The 19,386-nt window shown below is 67.7% G+C and carries 14 protein-coding genes; 6 read left to right on the top strand and 8 right to left on the bottom strand.

The annotated features are described in order from the left end of the window. The first annotated feature begins 301 nt into the window (after positions 1-301). Positions 302-7,429 carry a polymorphic toxin-type HINT domain-containing protein gene (locus tag J2X68_RS35700; RefSeq protein ID WP_310436765.1) on the top strand — a complete coding sequence of 2,376 codons (7,128 nt, stop codon included), beginning with the start codon at positions 302-304 and terminating at the stop codon, positions 7,427-7,429. After that, positions 7,398-7,886, top strand: a complete 489-nt coding sequence (locus tag J2X68_RS35695; RefSeq protein WP_310436764.1) for a hypothetical protein — start codon at positions 7,398-7,400, stop codon at positions 7,884-7,886. The genes J2X68_RS35700 and J2X68_RS35695 overlap by 32 nt, the downstream gene beginning before the upstream one ends. Positions 7,887-7,973: 87 nt before the next feature. Here J2X68_RS35695 and J2X68_RS35690 read toward each other — a convergent pair whose 3' ends face one another. From J2X68_RS35690 to J2X68_RS35670, 5 genes are all read right to left on the bottom strand, one after another. Beyond that, positions 7,974-9,281, bottom strand: a complete 1,308-nt coding sequence (locus tag J2X68_RS35690; protein WP_310436763.1) for a tyrosine-type recombinase/integrase — start codon at positions 9,279-9,281, stop codon at positions 7,974-7,976. Beyond that, complete coding sequence (locus tag J2X68_RS35685) at positions 9,281-9,505, bottom strand: helix-turn-helix domain-containing protein (protein WP_146579796.1); 225 nt, start codon at positions 9,503-9,505, stop codon at positions 9,281-9,283. Before J2X68_RS35685 ends, J2X68_RS35690 begins: the two co-directional genes overlap by 1 nt. Next, a complete protein-coding gene (locus J2X68_RS35680) occupies positions 9,505-10,935 on the bottom strand; it encodes a replication initiator (RefSeq protein ID WP_310436762.1) in 1,431 nt (476 codons plus the stop codon). Before J2X68_RS35680 ends, J2X68_RS35685 begins: the two co-directional genes overlap by 1 nt. Before the next feature lie 96 nt (positions 10,936-11,031). Next, positions 11,032-11,781 carry a DUF2637 domain-containing protein gene (locus J2X68_RS35675; RefSeq protein ID WP_310436761.1) on the bottom strand — a complete coding sequence of 250 codons (750 nt, stop codon included), beginning with the start codon at positions 11,779-11,781 and terminating at the stop codon, positions 11,032-11,034. Positions 11,782-11,817: 36 nt separating this feature from the next. Continuing rightward, positions 11,818-11,967 carry a hypothetical protein gene (locus J2X68_RS35670; protein ID WP_310436760.1) on the bottom strand — a complete coding sequence of 50 codons (150 nt, stop codon included), beginning with the start codon at positions 11,965-11,967 and terminating at the stop codon, positions 11,818-11,820. 81 nt (positions 11,968-12,048) lie between these two features. Here J2X68_RS35670 and J2X68_RS35665 point away from each other — a divergent pair, with 81 nt between their 5' ends. Further along, positions 12,049-12,510 carry an RNase adapter RapZ gene (locus J2X68_RS35665; protein ID WP_310436759.1) on the top strand — a complete coding sequence of 154 codons (462 nt, stop codon included), beginning with the start codon at positions 12,049-12,051 and terminating at the stop codon, positions 12,508-12,510. Between the two features lie 398 nt (positions 12,511-12,908). Here J2X68_RS35665 and J2X68_RS35660 read toward each other — a convergent pair whose 3' ends face one another. Further along, on the bottom strand, positions 12,909-13,712 hold the full coding sequence (locus J2X68_RS35660; RefSeq protein WP_310436758.1) for a hypothetical protein: 804 nt from the start codon (positions 13,710-13,712) through the stop codon (positions 12,909-12,911). A 494-nt stretch (positions 13,713-14,206) separates the two neighbouring features. On the opposite strand from J2X68_RS35660, the gene J2X68_RS35655 reads away from it, so the two are divergent. Both J2X68_RS35655 and J2X68_RS35650 read left to right on the top strand, forming a co-directional pair. Continuing rightward, positions 14,207-14,341 (top strand): hypothetical protein, encoded by a 135-nt coding sequence (locus J2X68_RS35655; RefSeq protein ID WP_310436757.1) that lies wholly within the window; start codon positions 14,207-14,209, stop codon positions 14,339-14,341. Between the two features lie 1,584 nt (positions 14,342-15,925). Next, complete coding sequence (locus J2X68_RS35650; protein ID WP_310436756.1) at positions 15,926-16,360, top strand: hypothetical protein; 435 nt, start codon at positions 15,926-15,928, stop codon at positions 16,358-16,360. 167 nt (positions 16,361-16,527) lie between these two features. Here the strand turns inward: J2X68_RS35650 and J2X68_RS35645 are convergent, their stop codons facing one another. Further along, a complete protein-coding gene (locus J2X68_RS35645) occupies positions 16,528-16,737 on the bottom strand; it encodes a hypothetical protein (protein WP_310436755.1) in 210 nt (69 codons plus the stop codon). A 362-nt stretch (positions 16,738-17,099) separates the two neighbouring features. On the opposite strand from J2X68_RS35645, the gene J2X68_RS35640 reads away from it, so the two are divergent. After that, positions 17,100-18,185: a tyrosine-type recombinase/integrase gene (locus tag J2X68_RS35640; protein ID WP_310436754.1), complete on the top strand. Its 1,086-nt coding sequence runs from the start codon at positions 17,100-17,102 to the stop codon at positions 18,183-18,185. Between the two features lie 617 nt (positions 18,186-18,802). Here the strand turns inward: J2X68_RS35640 and J2X68_RS35635 are convergent. Next, a complete protein-coding gene (locus tag J2X68_RS35635; protein WP_310436753.1) occupies positions 18,803-18,949 on the bottom strand; it encodes a hypothetical protein in 147 nt (48 codons plus the stop codon). Positions 18,950-19,386: the final 437 nt, after the last annotated feature.

Genomic DNA, 19,386 nt, shown 5'->3' with positions numbered 1-19,386 from the left:
GGTGGATCTCACCTTCAGGTACCCCCCAGGTCTGTTCGAACGTGATCAGTTATGTCGATCGGCGCTCCAGTGGACAAGCTTTTGGGCGTCTGTGGCAGAGCTGATTGGTAGCGAGATGCCTGGCATGTCCGGGACGGGCGGCAAGCTTTACAAATCCTTGGCTTCTGATTGTGAAGATTTGTCGGAATTGCTTACTGTCCGGCGGCTCCCCTGCTCTGCGATAGTCGCCCGCGCAGCCGCATCTTGATCAAGGTGTGGAGGGCCGTCGTGCCTGCTTATGCGGCAAGTGGGGGGATCGATCATGTCCAGGACAGCTTGGCTGAGACACAACGTGCGCCGTATCGGCGCTCGGCAACGGATCGTCGGCGCCATGGTGGTGGCGCTGGCCCTGGCCGCGCCGACCGCAGTCCCCGCTGCCGCGGACACCCAGACCCGAGCCGGCGCACCCGCGGCGCAGCCAACTCCGTCGGTGAAGGACGTCACGACACTCACCCCGCGCAAGCTGAAAGTCAAAGACCAGACCAAACAGACCTTCCGCCCGGCCAAGGCCACCTGGCCGGCCGCGGTGACCGGCACCGCCACGCTGGCCGCGCCGCCTACCGGCGCGAAGCAAGGGACAAAGTCACCGGCCGCCGGCACACCGGTATGGGCCCGCACGGTGAGCCCGGCCAAGGGCGCCTACCAGGGACCCAACGGCGTCTCGGTGCGCGTGCTGCCCCACCAGGACGCCACCAAGCTCGGTGTGAGCGGAGTCGTCCTCGCTGCCCAGCCGACCGCCGGCGGCAGCGGGAAAGTACAACTGGGCCTGGACTACAGCACCTTCGCACAGGCCTACGGCGGCAACTACGCCGACCGCATACACTTGGTCAAACTCCCCGCCTGCGCCCTGACCACCCCACAGCGAACCGCCTGCCGCACCCAGACCCCTCTCCCCACCGACCGGGACCCCGCGGCCCGCGAACTGACCACCACCCTGACCTTGCAGGGATCCCCGCCACAGACATCCCCCTCAAAGGCCTCAGCATCCGCTGACACGGCTGCGGTCCCGGCCTCGTACAGCGCCTCCCCGACGTCGGGCACCGCCAGCAGCGGCGAGCTGGTGGTGCTGGCCGCGACCGCATCCAGCACCACCGAAGGCGGTGCGGCCGGCAGCTACGACGCGACCACCCTCGCACCCTCCGGGTCGTGGACGGGCGGCAACTCGTCGGGCTCGTTCACCTACAACTACCCCATCAGCCTGGCGCCCTCTTCGGGACTGCTGAAGCCCTCAGTGGGCTTGGCCTACGACTCGGGCTCGGTCGACGGGCAGACCTCCTCCACCCAGGCCCAGTCCTCCTGGGTAGGCGACGGCTGGGCCACACCCGACTCCGCCATCGAGCAGAGCTTCACCTCCTGTTCCGACTCACCGGAGGGCACTGCCTCGCCGGTTTCCAGCGGGGACAAGTGCTATGACGGACCGATCCTGAGCCTGGCACTGGGCGGATCGTCCACCGCCCTGGTGAAGAATGACAGCGACGGAACCTGGAAGCTGGCCCAGGACAACGGCTCGACCGTCAAGCACGTCACCAATGCGAACAACGGGTCCGGTACCTACAACACCGACTACTGGATCGTCACCGACCGGTCCGGCACCCAGTACTACTTCGGCCGCAATCAGCTACCCGGCTGGGCCTCCGGCAAGGCCACGACCAAGTCCGTGGACACTGCCCCGGTGTACTCCGCGCACTCTGGCGACCCCTGCTACAGCTCGTCCGGATTCAGCGCCTCGGTGTGCACCATGGCCTACAAGTGGCACCTGGACTACGTCGTCGACACACACGCCAACGCCATGGCGTACTACTACGCCCAGGACACCAACTACTACGGCGAAGAAAACGGCGCCCACAACGTCTCCTACGTCCGCGACTCCCACCTGTCCCGGATCGACTACGGCTTCCGCGACGGCGGCGCCTACGGCACCGTCCCCGACCAGGTCGTCTTCACCACCGCCGCGCGCTGCACCCTGACCACGTGCGACCCGCTGTCGGCAAGCACCGCCGCCAGCCAGTACCCCGACGTGCCCTTCGACTTCGTGTGCGCCTCGGGGGCCACCTGCGCCGCGCAATCACCCTCGTTCTTCTCCACCGTCCGACTGGCCTCGATCAAGATCCAGCAGTACAGCGTCGCGGCCGCCAAGTACCAGGCGATCGACACCTACACCCTGCACCAGAGCGAGCCCGCCACCGGCGACGGCACCTCACCCACCCTCTGGCTGGCCTCGATCACCCGCGAAGGCAACGACACCACCGCCGGCGGCTCCACCTCCCCGATCACCCTTCCGGATGTCAAATTCGCCGGCGTGGACCTGAAAAACCGGGTCGACACCTCCAACTTCCCTGGCCTGTACCGCTACCGCATCTCCGGCATCACCAACGAACTGGGCGGCCTGACCACCGTCAGCTACGACCTGCCGGACGCCTGCACCACCACCTACGTGGCCAGTGCGGACCCCAAGACCAACACCAAGTCCTGCTACCCGGTGTCCTGGACCCCCAAGGACTACCTCAACCCGGTCACCGACTGGTTCCAGAAATACGCCGTCACCCAGGTCCTGGAAACCGACAGTACCGGCGGCGCGCTCGCCAAACAGACGAACTACCTCTACAACGGCGGCGCCGCCTGGCACCACGACGACAACGAGGTCGTCAAAGCCAAGTACCGCACCTGGGGCCAGTTCCGCGGCTACGCAAGCGTGGAAACCCGCAGCGGTAACGGCTCCAACGACTCCCAGACCAAATCGGTCACCTCCTACTACCGCGGCATGGACGACGACTGGCTGTCCTCCTCCAGCCGCCGCACGGTGAACGTGACCGACTCCCAGGGCGGCGTGCACACCGACAGCAACCAACTGGCGGGCAACGCACTGGAGACCACCGCGTACACCGGCGTCGGCGGCAGCGTGGACAACTCCACCGTCACCTCCTACTGGATCTCCGCCCCCACAGCCACCCGCGCCCGCACCGGCATGCCCACCCTGACCGCCCACGCCACCAACACCGCGGAAAACTGGAGCCGCCAGGCGATCACCAACGGCGGCACCACGACCTGGCGCGTCACGGAAACCGACAACACCTACGACGCCACCGTCACGGACGACAACTTCGGACTGCTGACCTACAGCTACACCCACACCGTGCCCGCCGTCGCCGCCTACGACCAGTGCACCGCGATCACTTACGCCAAGGCGAACACGACCGCCAACCTGGTCGGACTGACAGCCGCGCAGGAGACCGACTCGGTCGCCTGCGCGGGATTCAGCCAGAACACCCCGGCCACCGTGCCGAAAACCCTCAACACCCTCACCGCACCCACCAGCGTCACCCGCCCGGACCAGGTGGTCTCTGCAACGAGGACGCACTACGACGACACCGCCTTCGCCACCGCCTTCCCGCAAGCCACCGCGCCCACCAAGGGCGAAATCACCATGACCCGGCAGGCCTCGGGCTACAGCGGAGGCACGTTCACCTGGCAGACCCAGACCCGCGCCACCTATGACGCCTACGGCCGGCCCGCCGACAGCTACGACGCAGGCGGCAACAAAACCACCGCTGCTTACATCGTGGACAGTGCCGGCCTGACCACCGGCACGACGATCACCAACGCCAAGAACCAGACCGCAAAGACCACCTCGGACCCCACCCGAGGCCTCATCCTCACCACCACCGACCCCAACGGGATCGCCACCGCCGTCCACTACGACGCGCTCGGGCGCACCACCGAGGTGTGGCAGCACAGCCGGCCCACCACCGCTGCGGCCGACACCAAGTACACCTACACGGTCTCCCAGACCAGCCAGTCGGGTACCACCACCGACACGTTGAACGACTCCCTGGGCTACATCACCTCCTACTCCCTCATCGACTCGCTCGGCCGGCCGCGGCAGACGCAGGCACCGACCCCCCAGGGCGGCCGAATGATCGCCGAGTCGTTCTACGATTCGCACGGCTGGGTGTGGAAACAGAACAACGCCTACTGGGACCCGGACAGCCTCCCGGCTCTTTCACCGGCCTCCGCGCAGGATTCCCAGATCCCCAGCCAGGACCGCTTCACCTTTGACGGTCTGGGCCGCGTGGTCGTCGGTAGCTCCGAGCAGTACTCGGTGCTCAAGGAACAGACCACCACCGTCTACAGCGGGGACGCCACCACGGTCATCCCGCCGGCCGGCGCGACGGTCAAGACCACCCGGACCGATCCTTTGGGTCGCACTTCCGAGGTCGACTCCTACAGCGCCCGGCCGATGCTGAGCACCCCGCTCAACACCTTCACCGGCCTGTTCTCCGTCAGCGGCGGCACCTTCAACGCCATCACCTACGGCTACGACGGGCACAACAAACAGAACACCGTCACCGCCAAGGGCAGCACCTGGACCACCGTCTACGACCTGCTCGGCCGCGCCACAACCAAGACCGACCCGGACGCGGGCATTACCAGCATGGTCTACGACGCAGCCGGCCACCTCACCCAGACAACGGACGCCCGCGGCAAGAGCGTCTCCTACACCTACGACGCCCTCAACCGCCAGACGGGCCAGTACGCCTCTACGGTCGCCGCTCAAGCTCCCGGCGCGAGCGGCAATCAGACGGCCGCCTGGACTTACGACAACGACAACGCCGTCTCCGGCGTCACCAACCCGATCGGCCAAAGAACCACCGCCACCTCCTACAACGCCGGCAACACCTACACCACCCAGCAGCTGGCCTTCAACACCTTCGGCGAATCACTCGGCGAATCCATCACTATCCCAGCCGTCCACGGCGCACTTGGCGGCAAGACCTACACCTTCCGCCACACCTACAGCCCCGACACAGGCCTGCTCTATACCGACAACTACCCCCTCGGCGGCGGCCTGCCCAACGAAATCACCACCCACACCTACCGCGCCGGCCTGGACCTGCCTGCCAGCCTGTCCACCACCTCCTACGGCTACGCCCAGAACACGACCTACACCGCCTACGGCCAGGTGCTCCAGGAAACCCTGGGCATGGGCACGAACCTGGCCTACATCACCAACGCTTACGACCCGCACACGGGAGCACTCACCGACCAGTTGGTGACGCGCTCCGCCACCGCGGTTCCGTCGAAGGTCGACGACCAGAACTACAAGTACGACGCGGCGGGCAACATCACCAGGCAGGTCACCACCCGCCTGGGAGCCGCTACGGCTCCCGAGACCCAGTGCTACCAGTACGACGAACTCGACCGACTCACCCAAGCCTGGACCGCTACCGATAGCTGCGACGCCACTCCCACCGCAAGCGCCCACGCCCAGATCGGCGACCCGCTCACCGGCGGCACGGCGTACTGGACCAGCTGGGACTTCGACGTCCTCGGCCAACGCCAGCACCAGATCGAACACTCCACCACCGGCGGCAGCGACACCACCACCAGCTACACCTACGACTACAACGGAAACAGCACCCCCCAGCCCCACGCCTTGGCCTCCACCCAGGCCAGCGGCGCCAGCACCGCCACCACCAGCTACACCTACGACAAGAGCGGCAACACCACCACCCGCAACACCCTCGCCTCCGGCAACCAGACACTGACCTGGAACGACGCCGGACAACTCACCCAGGTCAGCGGCGGCAAAACCGGCACCACCAGCTACATCTACGACGCCGACGGCAGCGTCCTGCTCCAGACCGACCCCACCAGCACCACCCTCTACCTGCCCGGCGAACAGCTCACCCTCACCGGAACCACCACCACCGGCGTCCGCTACCTCCCCCTGCCCGGCGGCGGCACCGCAGTACGCACCGGAACCGGCACCAACTACAAATTCCAGATCAGCGACCCCCACGGCACCAGCAGCCTCTACCTCGACAACACCGCCCAGACCCCCACCTGGCGCCAATTCACCCCCTACGGCGCTCCCCGCGGCACCACCGTCAGCTGGATCGACAACCGCGGCTTCCTCAACGCGCCCGACAACACCAACACCGGCCTCACCCAACTCGGCGCCCGCCAATACGACCCCACACTCGGCCGCTTCATCAGTCTCGACCCCCTCTTCGAAGCCACCGACGACCAACAACTCGCCGGCTACTCGTACGCCGCCAGCAACCCCATCACCAAGAGCGATCCGTCCGGACTCTGCGCAGGCCCCGACTGCCCCACACGCAACTGCCCCTCCTGCCTTAACTCCACCCCAGGCAACAAGGCCAGCACCGACGCAGCGATGAGCGACTACGTCGGCTCAGGCAGCACCCCGAGCAACAGCAAGACCGTTATTCATCAGATGTATGTCGCCTCGACGACCCCATCGTCGAACGACGCAACTCGACTGGGAAGTGCTTACCATCAATTCGGAAGTAACCAGCTTTCCTCTACTGCCGGTGGTTACTGGTCCCCTCAGACAAATGTCTTTGGTCAACCCGAAACGGTTTGCTACGGTCGCCTCGCCTGCAATCACGCATATGCCTACTTCCTCGAGCACCCTGATGATGTAGCGGGGGCTAAAGAGATCGCCGCCACCTACTGCATTGCGAACCCAGAATGTGAGAAAGACGCCCGAATTTGGGAACGGACATTCGAGCTAGGTGGCGAGTTCGTCGAGACTGTGGCTGCCGCTGGCGGAGCCAGAATCGGACCCAAAACCGGGGCATCTGGGGCAGTGAAATCGGCTTGCAGCTTTTCGCCCGACACGCAGGTGCTCATGGAGGGCGACAAGACCAAGCCCATCGGGAAGATCGAGCCTGGTGACAAGGTCGAGGCGGCGGACCAGAAATCAGGAAAACACGTAGGGTCCCGCAAGGTTCAGTATGTCTTGATCAACCACGACTACGACCTGCTTGATCTCACAATTCGCAATGAGGACGGCAAGACTGCCACCCTCCACACCACCGCCAGCCACCCCTTCTGGGACGACTCCGCCCGCACCTGGGTACCTGCCGGCAAGCTCCACCGCGGAGACATCCTCAACACCTCCACCGACCATCATGCGTACGTCGTCTCCAAGAACCCCACACCCGGTGACGGAAACCGCTGGAATCTCACCGTCGAAGACCTGCACACGTACTATGTACTCGCTGGTCAGACGCCGGTTCTCGTTCACAACAGCAACTGTGATCTTCCTGAGGGGTACACGTCTTCCCCGGCGCTCAAGGGTGATCCGTATCATCCGGACTCGGTAGCCGCGCGAAGTGCGCAGAACCGGGAGTTGTACGCCGGAACCGTAGGGGACAGGGCGGGGGCCCTTGGGTACAGGACGAGAATCCCTGCGCAGAAGGCTCCGTTCAATTCGCACGGACAGGTGGTCTTCTCGAACGGGAAGAACTACATCACGCCAGATGTTGACGGGCATAATGTGTCGGACGGCTGGAAGATGTTCAACCGCAAGGGCCAACGGATCGGTACTTATGACCCAGACCTCAACTATCTCAAGGAATAACCGATTCGCGATCGAAGTGATCGGTGATCCAGCCTCGGAGGGTGGCGTCTCGTCGCCTTCCGAGGCCGCCGGTAGGGTCACGGTCGGGGATTTCTCAGAATCATTCCCGATGGACCTGAGCTTCTGGACGGTGGCTGACTACTCTCGAAGTTGGGAGAGAGCCCTGAGGGAGCTTGAGGCGAGCGACAATTCGACCTCGTGCCTCATCTCTTCGATCACGGACCCGGAGACCGCTAACTTCATCTTCTGCTGGCCCATTTACCGGGAAGGGGAATCTGTCCACGTGCAAAATTCGATCATCTTCCTGGATGGCCTCGAAGAAGAGTTCAATCCGCAAGAGCCTTGGCGATATGTGGAGGCTCGAAGTTTGGTTGACGAGGACGGGAACCAAATTTCTGAGTGGTCGACGACCATCTCTGAGGTGCGGCGGTTCCGCGAGTCCATCGGGGGCCAGTAACTCAGGTACACACGCAAATCTGAAACCCCGCCAGGCAGTGCCTGGCGGGGCTTCAGCGTGCCGTGACGGCAGTAGTTGACGGCAACGTCAGCGGACGAGGGCCGCGCAGAGCGGTGGTTCGTCGCCGTCGTCGGGCTTGCCGGTGATCTCGGCGGGGTTGCGGAGGGCGTGGCCGAGGAGGTCGATGGCGTCGCGTTGGAGGCGGAGTCGGACGTGGGCGTAGACGGTGGCGGTGACGCCGATGTGGGCGTGCCCCAACAGCTCCTTGATCACGATGAGTTCCACTCCTTGCTCCAGGAGGAGGGTGGCCGCCGAGTGTCGGAGGTCGTGGAACCGGATGCGGCGGAGTCTGGCCTGGCGGAGCAGGGTGGTGAAGTGCCGGGTGAGGGTGGATCCTTCGATCGGGGCGCCGTCGGGGCGGGTGAAGACGTAACCGCTGTCCTTCCAGTCCGTCCCCGCCGCCTCGCGTTCCTTGCGCTGTCGGTCGCGGTGCTGTTCGAGGGAGCGCAGGCACGGCGTCGGCAGGGCGATGCGTCGTTCGGAGCTCTTGGTTTTGGTCGGGAGGGGGGTCAGGCCGCCGGAGTTGGTGCGCTGGAGGGTGCGTCGGATGTTGGCAGCTCCGCCGGCCAGGTCGAGGTCTTCCCAGCGCAGGCCGAGGAGTTCGCCCTTGCGGAGCCCGGTGTGCAGGGCGAGTTCGAACAGCGCCTGCAACCGGTGACCGTTGGCGGCGGCCAGAAACTTGCGGGCTTCGTCGGCGGTGAGAGGTTCGAAGCGGCGGGGGCGGGGTGTGCCGGTGCGGACGTTGCGGGCGACGTTGCGTGGGATCTCCTCCTCGCGCACGGCGTGCTCCAGGGCGGACTTGAGGACGGAGTGCACGTAGGCGAGGGTCAGGGGCGAGAGCCGCTTGGAGCAGCACTTTCCGGCGGCGCAGCAGGAGGGCTCATCCCGGGCCCTGTCGAGGCCGCGGGTGCAGCACTGGCAGGCAGTTCGGAGCTGGTTGAGCCAGGTGCGGACGTCCTTGGCGGTGAGCTTGGAGAGCTTCTTTCGTCCGAGGCCGGGGATGAGATAGAGCCGGGTGACGGCGGTGTAGCGGGTGTGGGTGTTCTCGCGGAGCTGGTGGACGGCGACAGCGTCGAGCCAGTACGTCAGGTACGCGGCCACGCTGCCCTGCGCGGACGGGACAGGGAGGCCGCGGTTGCTGGCGGCGATCTTCTCCGTGAGCTTGGCCAGGGCCTCCTTGCGGGTGGTGCCGTAGACGCGGATGCGCTTGCGGGTGTTGCCGGGGGCAAGGACGTATCCGGCGGCCTCCCAGCGGCTGTCCTTGCGCTGGTACACGGTTCCGTCGCCGTTGGCGCGGACGCGGCGGGAGGCGGGGGTGTCGCGGGGCGTGGTCATCAGGCGGCGTCCTGTTCGAGGCGGGTGTGGATGAAGTCGGTGAGGGCGTGGGTGGGGATGCGGCGGGCGCGGCCTAGGGTGATCGAGGCGAGCTGGCCGGTGCGGAGGAGGTCGTAGACGGCGGAGCGTCCGAGCTGGAGGCGGGCCATCACCTGGGGGACCGTCAGCAACTCCAGCGCCCGGCCCTCATCCGCGTAGAGGACGGCGGGCGGGGGCGAGGCCATCAGTAGCCCCCTTCGGCCGTGAACTGCCGTTCCAGTTCCTTGCGGTGCCGCACATGGGCGGCGAGGAGGGCCGCGCCGGGGCTGTAGCCCGAGCCGAGGTAGTCCCAGTGGCCGACGACGAGCGTGGTTGTCGGGTCGGGCTCGGGCAGGCCGGCGTGGGCGTGGGCCTGTTCGGTGCGCCAGGCGCGGCGGGCGTCGCGCAGCGCGCCCAAGGTGGTGGAGTAGGAGCGGGATTTGGTGGAGAAGTGACCCCGGAAGCCGAGCATGTGCGCCCACTTCCAGAGCTTGAGATCGGCGAACTCCGGCAGCTTGCCCAGCTCCCAGCAGGCGCGGATCATCTGCCGGACGTGGCGGGCGACGGCGAGGCGGGGCAACGGCCGGGCCTGTCCGGTCCCGTCACAGGCGGTGCACGGGAGCGGAGTTCCCTGGGGCAGGAGGGTGGCAGCGCGCCCCTGGCAGGGGCGGCAGTACAGGGGGCGGTCGAGGGTGCCGGAGGCATCGGCGGACTTGGTGGCGTACTTCGCCACGTACCCGGCGACCGCCTGATCGGTGAGTTCGGCGTCGGTGCCGAAGGCAGCGATCGCGCGTACGTCGAGCTGCTGGCCCCAGGTGAGTTCACGTTCCCCGACCGCATCCGAGGTGACAGAGATGCGGGCGCGCGGCGCGGCAGCGCGGATGGCGTCGGTGAGCACGCCGACGGTGGCATACGGGGGCGGGGGCTGGGTGCTGCTGTCGGGGCCGTCGAGTCGGATGACGGCGTGGAAGTGGACCAGGCCGCGCTTCTGGTACTCGGCGACCTTCGCGAAGGACACTCGCATCACAGCACGGGCAGCCTTCTGGGTCATGCCGAGCCGGACGGCGAGTTCGCGGCGCAGGTAGGTGGTGAAGCGGGCCCACAGGGCTCCGGCGTGGGCGTTGAAGAGGACCGCGCCCGCGTAGTCGTACGTCGTCGGGTTCAGCGGCGTACCGAGCAGCGGGTCTGTGGGGTCGTGGCGGGTGCCGCAGCGGCAGGGCCGGGCGTCGGGGCGGTTGTGGACGGGTCCGAAGGAGGGGGCGGTGAGGGTGGCGAAGACGCGGGGGTGGGTGCGGACGGTGTCGGGCACGGTCTTGCCGCCGGAGAGGCCGGCGCGGATGAGGTGGTAGGTGTCGGCGGCGTAGAGGCGGGAGCAGGCCGGGCAGCGGGAAGCGCGGCGGTTGCCGCACGCGGTGAGCAGGCTGCCCGTGGGCTCGTCGGAGGAGGCATAGGAGCGCAGCACCTCCCCGGTCGTGGTGTCGACATTGGTCGTGCGGCCGGTGAGGCGGATGGGTTCGGTGCAGCCGCCGAGGTGTTCGATCTGCTGCTGTGCGCGGTCGAAGTCGGGGTGGTTGACCAGGTGGAGCAGGTCCCGTACGGCGGGGCTTGCCACGTGGCGCAGGTCCAGGGTGACCATTCGGGGCGTGTCCCTTCAGTTCGGGGCATGACGAACCAGGCCCATGGGCGGGCGTGGGGTTCAGCGAGGGGGGATGCGGCCGGTGAGGGCCGGGGTTCAGAGCTGAGCGAGGGCGGCGGTGGCCACCGGCAAGGCGACGCCCATGCGAGTCCCCAACTGGGCCGCTGTGATCGGCGCTTCGTGCTCGGCGCGGTGGGTGTCCGCGATGCGCCGGGCCGCGTCCAGCAGGGCAGCCGGCAGGGCCGGGCCGGAGGCGGGTCGAGCCGTCCTCGCGACGGTGACGGGCAGAGCAGCGGCCGGAACCGGGGCGGGCTGCGCTTCCTCGGCCGGGGCGGCAACGACCTCCGGGATGAGGGTCGGGGGTGCTGATGCGGGGGCGGGTGCTTCGTCGGACACCAGGTTGGAGGCAGAAGCGGGCGTGTCCTCCAAGTGCGAGGTGGGGCTGGTGAGGGTGTGGAACTGGGCGAGGAAGGCGGGGCCGACGTGGCCCCAGCCGAGGAGCAGGAGCGGGGCGACGGTGTCCAGGCAGGCCCGGCCGTAGCGTCCGGTCAGCAGGGGTTCGGCGGTGTTCAGGGCGAGGGTGAGCAGCCCGCACAGGTGCAGCAGCCGGGTACCGGCCCGCAACTCGGCCTTGGACACGCCGCGCAGGGCCAGGAACCGCAGGGCGACCAGGAGCCCGACGAGGGACAGGTCCACCATGGGGGCGATCAGCGGGGCGATCGGATGGGGGACGCCGAGGCGCAGGGCGAGTGCCCAGACGTTGCCGAAGGAGAAGACGAAGGCCAGGGCCGCGATGACCGCCATGACCACGGTCACGGTGCGCCGGGTGAACCGTTCCTCCGCCATGTTCTCAACCTCCTTTCTGTTGTGGGCTGTTCGGGATCACTTGGTGAGCGACGGCGCGGGCGTTACCGTCCGGCCGGTCGAGCGGAGGAGGGTGTCCAGGCACAGGTCCGGGTCGGCGGTCAGGTGCGAGGTGCCCCCGGCGACGCGGGCGGCGTCGGCGTCGGATACGTAGGGGGAGAAGCGCAACCGCCGACGAGGCTGAAGAGGAAACGGGAAACACCCGAAACCGGCTACCGCCACCGCCTGGCGACAGGGACGCTGAACAGCATGGAGACGACTCCGGAAGATCTCAGCGCCCTGTACTGGGACGGGCACTGCCAGACCCTCATCACCTCGTACGGCGCCGGCCACCACGACGACCCGGGCGGCACCGCTGTCCTGGTCGACACCCGCTCACTGCGCAACCCGCCAGAGGACCCCGAGCAGCGTGAACAAATGCTGCACAAGAACGGACTGGACGCCGAAGTGCGCCGGTACGTCATGGCGACGCCGGGCGCCCGCGAGCTGGTCGCACAGAACGCGGAGAAGGTCCGCATCCTGCTACAGGCCGACACCATGAAGCAGTGGGCCGGAGCCCAGCAGTACCGAGTCGACGTGCACGTGGTCTGTGGCGGAGGACGTCACAGGTCAGTGGCTGTAGCCGAGGAAATGGCCGCGTACCTGCGGGCCGCCGGAATCGGCGTGGAGGTCGAGCACCGCCACATCGACCGGCCGATCCTCCCGCACTGACACGTCCGGGACCGTCGATACCGGCCCCGGACGTGTCACCAGCACACCACACAGAGCGTGCCCCGCCCAACTCTCGGGCGGGGCACATCACATGCACCCGGGAGAGGTACGTGGCCTGGATTCCGAACGGCCCCTCGTGACACCGACCGTACGATGATCGCGTGACAGCCCGCCGCACTCTTGGCAGTGGCCCTCAGGCCGCGCATACCATCCGCGCCGCCCAGGCCGACCTGATCGACGATCTACCCGGCATCCACCTGCCCAACGTTGCCGAGCTGCGCGCCCGGGGCGTACTCGGAGCCCCCACCGCGCCGCCACCCGTAGCCCGACGGCTTCTCGGAGCCGGCGGCCGCACCGACGAGGACGGGGCTTGAGGAGCATCGGAACGAAGACCGGCGTTAAGCCTCCGTCGGGGGCGTCCGGGAGTCAGGCACCGGGGCTTCCTCTACAGGGCCGGCGGGCGGGGCGGTGCCCAGGGCGGCCCGGGCCTGTTCGATGACGGTCTTCCGCACCCGCTGGTGGGTCGCACGGGCGCGTTCCAGGCGGTCGATACTGGCCCGCGGGCTGCGCTGGGCGCGGTTGATCAACAGGGTTCGTTGCGAGGGCGTTAGGGCAGTCACCGCATTGAGCGCGGAGACGGCCAGCGCGGGATCGGACGGTGTCTCGGGCTGAACGATGTGCGTTCGGCTCTGTTTCCCGGCACGCTCGAGCGGTCGCAGCGCCGCCACTGCCCGGCGGGCCTCAGCATCACCGGATTCGCTCAATACGTCCAACGCGTGCCGCGCCCGCATACTCTTCCCCCACGTGCGTTCGACGTGCAGGAAGCCGTTCTGTGAGCCGTGCAGGTAGCCCAGGGCGGTGCGCATCTCCTCAGGAACGATGAGATCGGCCTCGGCGTAGGCCAGATCGAAGGCCCGTCGGGCCGCCCGAACTTCGTCCCTGTCCATCTCGATCTGCAACGAGCGCTCCAGGGCGTCTATGTACTCGGACGTGGCCCGCAGGAAGACCGGCATCACCGTCCACACCCGCTCGCGCACGGCCTGATCATGTGCGGCCTGGGCGGTGGTGACGGCGGCGTCCCGGGCGGCGGCGGCTTGGGCGCGGCCGCTGCGGGCTTGGATCCACGACCCCAGCACGGTCCCCCCGATAGTGCCGCCGACAGCGACGGCGCCTATCAGCGCGGTGGTGATCTGTACGTCCACTGCTCTCCTCCCCCGTGATGGTCAGCCTCCCATAGAAGCCCAGGTCAAACCTTCACAGAGGCCGGACGGGCTTAGCGCCGGTTTTCGTTCTGATGTTCCTCGTCCCCCAGGACCTGCCGGGCCCGACGCCCTGACCCGCTCTTGCGGCCGATCCTCCAGCACCGAGTCTGAGACATCGGGGACCGTTGCAGGACCAGAACGTCGAGCGAGTCCCCGCCTGTAAGCGGGGGCTCGGGGCTGGGGGGTGGGGCACCCCGCCATGCGGGGAACGCGGGTGGTCCGCCCGCGGTGGGGACCTCGTTGGGGCGCGGGGTGCGGCCCGTCGCCGGGGTGGCCCGTGTCGTCCTGCCGCCGGAGGCAAGCACGGAACCCCGGGGGTGTCCAAGGCCGAGCCGCTACGCGGTCGCCTACGGCGAGCCTTGGACACCCCCGAGAACCCGCGCTCGGGCCAAGGCCCGTCAGGACGACCCGCCCCACCCCTTCAGGAGGACCCAATGTCCACTCGCTACCGCATCATCAAGCTCCGCAGCGGCTGGGGAGTGGAGGACACCCGCACCGGCAACGTCTGGACCGGCATGGTCCGCGTCGGCGCCCTCCAGCTGGCCGACCGTCTCAACGCCGCCGGGTAGGGCGCGGGGGCCCGGAGGCAGCCCCGGGCCCCCGCCCGCTCTGGCTCCGGGTAGGTCGACCACCCGGAGCCCGGAGTCGCACTACGGCTGTTCCTCCGTCTCGGACGGTCGCGGCCGGACGCGGCGGCCGCGAAGGCGCGCGGCACCCCAGGCAGAAGCGGTGAGGACCAGTGCGGCGCCGAGACTGCCGAAGAATTCGGGCAGCGAAGCGCGAAGAAGCTCGTACATGAAAGACCGGAGCACGCCGAGGACCCCCGAGCGTGCCCGCCTTCTCTCTGTATGAAGTGATGGGCGTACGGCCGTGCTTGCCCCCGGGGTCTCGGGGCGTGTGTGGGTGTGTAGGTAGGTGGGTGGCGTAGCGCCCGGACCCTCGGCTGTTCCGCTACCAGTCGAGGGAGCCGGGAGAGTCGGCCGTGTCGCAGTATGCCGTCACACCGGGCCAGCCGGACACGGAGTTGCGCCTTCCGGGCGGCATACGGTAATGCCCGGAAGGCTCGTGCAGGACGCGCGCTCCTCGTTGGTGCGGCCGCCGGCTCCGAGACGGATGGACGCTGCCATGCGCTGCGCATGGAGGACATGGCGCGGGTGTCGTACGATGCAGTCGACTGGCCGTCGACTCACCGAGGCTCATCGAGACTCAGGGTCCAGGGAACGTCACGAAGGGCCTGACACCGGGTGCAACCGGCATCAGACCCTTCGACGAGTACCGCAGTCACCGAGCCCGGCCGCCTAAGCATCGGCCGGGCTCAGTGCTGAGCGCGGGCCTTGCGGCGGGTTTCCGATTTCCTGGTCAAGACCAGAAAGACCGCAGTACATCGATGGTCGTGACGAGCACGGGCGCCCAGTCGACGAGCGCCTGACGCCAGGTCAGAACGCGCTTGTAGCAGGCGCAGTGTTCGTGCTGATCCATCGATGCCTCCTCTCACTCAGCCCCAAGCGGCCCTTGAGGAAGGGCCTCCGCCCGAGCGGGCGAAGTAGGTGAGGGGCTTCGTGTGGGGAAGCAGCAGCAAGCATAGGTCAGTTGAGGGCCTCACAGGGTTGGGGGGACCACAACTTCTGGGCCGCTGGTGCAATCCAACCACTAGATATGGGGATGGACTCATGCGTCCATGACTGCCCGCGTGTTCGCCAGGGACACGATTAGGTGATTCGGCAGTCAAAACCCGCAGCTCAGACGACTGTGAGCACAAGGAAGAGGACGAGGCGCTGTATGTGTAGCTGATGACTCCATGTACGCACACGCCCTGTCGAGGCTCTCCTCACCCTGCGGCCGTTTCGCGTAATACAGGTGACTTTGCGCAACCACTCGACGGCAACAAAGTGTGCTGAGTGGAGTCGTCCGTCTCATTGAAAGGGGCCGACCTGACCACCAACACAGACAGTGCGACCCCTCGTGCCGCAGCCTGCCGACCGGACCCTGTTCTCGTATAGCTACGGCGAACCTACATGTAGCGCTGAGTAACTACACGGGGCTGCGGCCGCGTAGCTGTAGGCCGGGCTCACGGCATTCCCGCCCTATCGCGGCCGCGCTCCTGCCACACTGAACGCCCCTTGCCACTACTCCACTTCACTCGAGGGCACACGATGACCGACGGACCACAGAAGCCAGCAGACGACGCCGAGACCAGGCCGCCGCTGCGCCGGCGTATCACCGCCCGCTGGGACCGCCTCGGCCCCGTAGGTCGGGCGGCCGTGGCCGTCGGCGCGATGGCGGCGCTCGCCGGAGGGATCGCCGTCCTCGCCCGCGCCCGCTCGAGCGCGCCCGACACCGATGTCGACGACTTCGAGGCATGGGCCGACGAACTGGCGCTGGAACCCGGCGAGTACGTCTTCGACTGCCTCGAATGCGACGGTGAAGGATCCATCCAGGTCGGCCAGGAAGACGACGAAGCACCCGACGGCTACTCCCTCGTGTGGGACACCTGCGAGGACTGCCACGGCGAAGGCACCATGAGCTACGACGAGAACGAGGCCGCCGAAGCGATCGACTGCGGACGCACCCCGCTCAAGCGGCCGTAGGTGCAGCTACTCAGCGCTATATGTCCGTTCGCCGTAGCTATACGAGAACAGGGCCGACCGGGGCGGGTCAGCCCCCTCTCCGCCCACGGCATCCCTTGCGGTCGGATCACCGTAAGACGGAGGTTCTGACCCGGGCCGAGGTCGCCACGCATCTGGGATGATCCCCGTCATTGTCCGCTGCGTCCCGCTGCGAGAACCGCCGCCAGCACGAGTCCGCCCAGCCCGCCCACCGCAGCCGCCGTTTCGCGCAGGGCCGGGGGCTCGTGCAGGACGTAGCCGATGAACCCGATCACCAGCAGGCCCGTGACGATGCGGTGCAGCAGTCGGTGCGGATCGGGATCGGGACCCCGTGGCGGGGTCGGCTGAGCCGTGGTCATGGTGGTCTCCCCCTCAGGAAGCGGACTGGTGGGCACGAAGGACCGGACGCTGGCACCGGGGTCCTGCGCGATGCCGTGCAGAAGGACACGCCGCCCTGGCCGACCGCGCGTAACTTCCACGCGCTCCGAGTTGGGCCTAGTGAGCCGAATGCCGGCGACGGGTCCGAAGCGTGCGGCCTGCCGCGGTTGGCCGCGCAACCTCTGCCCGCGCGGCCCTCAGGTGCCATAAATGGGGGTGAAGTATCATGAATCATCGAAAATCCGTACGACCGATGGATCCCCGATAAGCTCACATGTAGGGGATCCACACGACACAAACTGCGGTACGGAAAAACGGGCCTGACGGGCACTCAGGGGCGAGCATGACGAAAGCGGATCTGTCGGTCACCGTGAGCACCACAACCCGTCAGGTCGAGGCCGCCGCCCGGCCCGGCCGGTTCGACCCCGCCACCGAGGCCCGGCTCGACCGGCTCGACCACGAGGCGACCGCCCACGTCGAGGCGAACCGCCCCCAGAGCACCCGCACCGGCTACGCCACCGACTGGCGCGCGTGGCTCAGGTTCTGCGCCGACGCCGATCTGCCGCCGGCCGCGGTCCGGTCCGGAACGCTGGTGGCGTTCGTGGAGTGGTGCTGGCACCAGCCCGCCCGGCCGCCGCAGCCCGGCCGGGCACCGGGCAAGCTCACCGCACCCGCCACCATCGACCGCCGCCTGGCCGGCATCGTCGTCACCGCACGGCGCCAGCTCAAGCTCCAGCTGGCCGAGGACATCGCCGAGGAGGCACGCGCCCTGCTCAAGGCGAAGGTCAAGGAGATGGAGAAGGCGGGGGAGACCCGCGGGCGCGGCCCGGCGCCCGCGCTGCTGGTGCGGCACATGGAGAAGATCGCCGCAAGCCTGCCCCGTAACCGGTTCGGAATCCGGGACCTGGCGCTGATGACACTGCACTTCGCCATCGCCGGCCGCGAGCACGAACTCGCCCACCTCCGAGTCCGCGACATCACCGAGGACCCCGAGGGCCGCGGCCTCGTCGTGGACGTGCGGGTGTCCAAGGTCGCCCCCCGCACCGTCGAAGTGCCGTTCGGCTCCCGGGCGCACCTCTGCCCGGTCCGGGCCTGGCGCCGCTGGAAGGAGGAGCTGGGCCAGGACGTCTACCCCGACTCGTTCGCGTTCCGCGCCGTGCACAACCGCTGGAACACCGTCCTGGCCGGCGGACTCGACCCCGTCACCATCGGCGACATCCTCACCCGCATCGGCGCCCGCGCCGGACTCGACATCCGGCCCACCGGCCACAGCCCCCGCCGCGGACTGGTCACCGAGTCCTCCCGCGCCGGCAACCCCGACGCCGTCGCCGAGAAGCAGGGCGGATGGGCCCCCGGCTCCAAGGTCATGCGCCGCTACCGCGAGGAAGACGACGGATTCAAGGAGAACGCCCTGCACGGCGTGCTGTAGAGCCCGGACATGATGATGGGCCCGGTCAACCGGCCGGGCCCATCGTTTTACTGCCGTGTCGTCAAAGGCCCAGAAGCCACCTCACGACGAGCGTGAGTCCGAGGCCGCCGCCGGTATACGCGGCGCCGAGGGCCGCCCGCCAAAGCAGCACCTTGACCCGCCGCCGGGAGTTGCCCCTGCCGCCAGCCGAGCCCGAGCCGCCGGTGGACTCTGTAGTATTGGCCATGTCTTCTTCCCTTACGACGTGGAGAACGACGCTCTAGAGAAAGCCACCGCCAGACCTTGCAGGTTCCCAGCCATGAGGTCCGTCGGTGGCTTTCCATGCGTCAGCCTACCTTGCTTTCACAGGCGTTGAGTACGATCCGAGGGGGGTCATCCGTTGATACCCCAGGCTTACCCTTTGAATCGAAGGCTGCAATGCGGACTTTCCCTGTGGTGACCCAGGATGACCAGCGGAAACGCGATGGGGCGCCTTGGAAGCATCGGCGCGATGCGAGCCGTGTTGGTTTTTTGGCACTTTTTCCCTCCTAACTCCCGTAAAACGAAGGCGGAGAGGCGCCTGTACCTGTGGTTCCTGACGGCCGTTCCGTCGGGCCGACAGGGGGGCTCGTACTGCCTCACAGCTTCAGGAACAGCATCGCGAGCCCGGCCACGGCCACGGCCACAGTCAGGGCCGGGATCACTGCCGGGTACACCACGGCGATCAGGCCGGCGAGCGCCGCCGCGATGACGACGAGGGCGACGTTGCTGCGGTCGGTAGGCATTGGTCCTCCTGGTGTCGGAAAAAGTCCTCCCGTCCCGGACAGGACGGGGCAGTCGTGACGGTGGCGGAGCGACGGGCTAGGCCCGCAAGTCCTTCGGGCGCGCGGCGGGTACGACACGACAAAGCCCCCATCGAGACGGCGAGGGCAGGTTGTCGGTCCCACCGATCAGAGCTGTGGGCCTGCAAGCCGTGGAGTCACGGCTCTACTTGGTTATGGGGCGGAGAGAGGCACTTGTGAGGGTCGAGCAGCGGAGTGTCCCGATCGTGACCTCCGGGGGTACCGAGGGACGGCCGGGCCGCCGGTACCTCGGCGACGCTGGTCCTTTTACGCCTCTCTGGCGCGTCTACCTGAAGGGTGTTGGGTTCGTGGGGTGGGTTGGTGGGGTGTGCGGGGGGTGTGGGCTGGGGTTGTGGGGTTCGCTCGGTCGGTTGGTTTGG

Source organism: Streptomyces sp. 3330, assembly GCF_031456635.1.
Taxonomy (GTDB): Bacteria; Actinomycetota; Actinomycetes; order Streptomycetales; family Streptomycetaceae; genus Streptomyces.
This window is presented reverse-complemented; position numbering and strand designations above follow the sequence as displayed.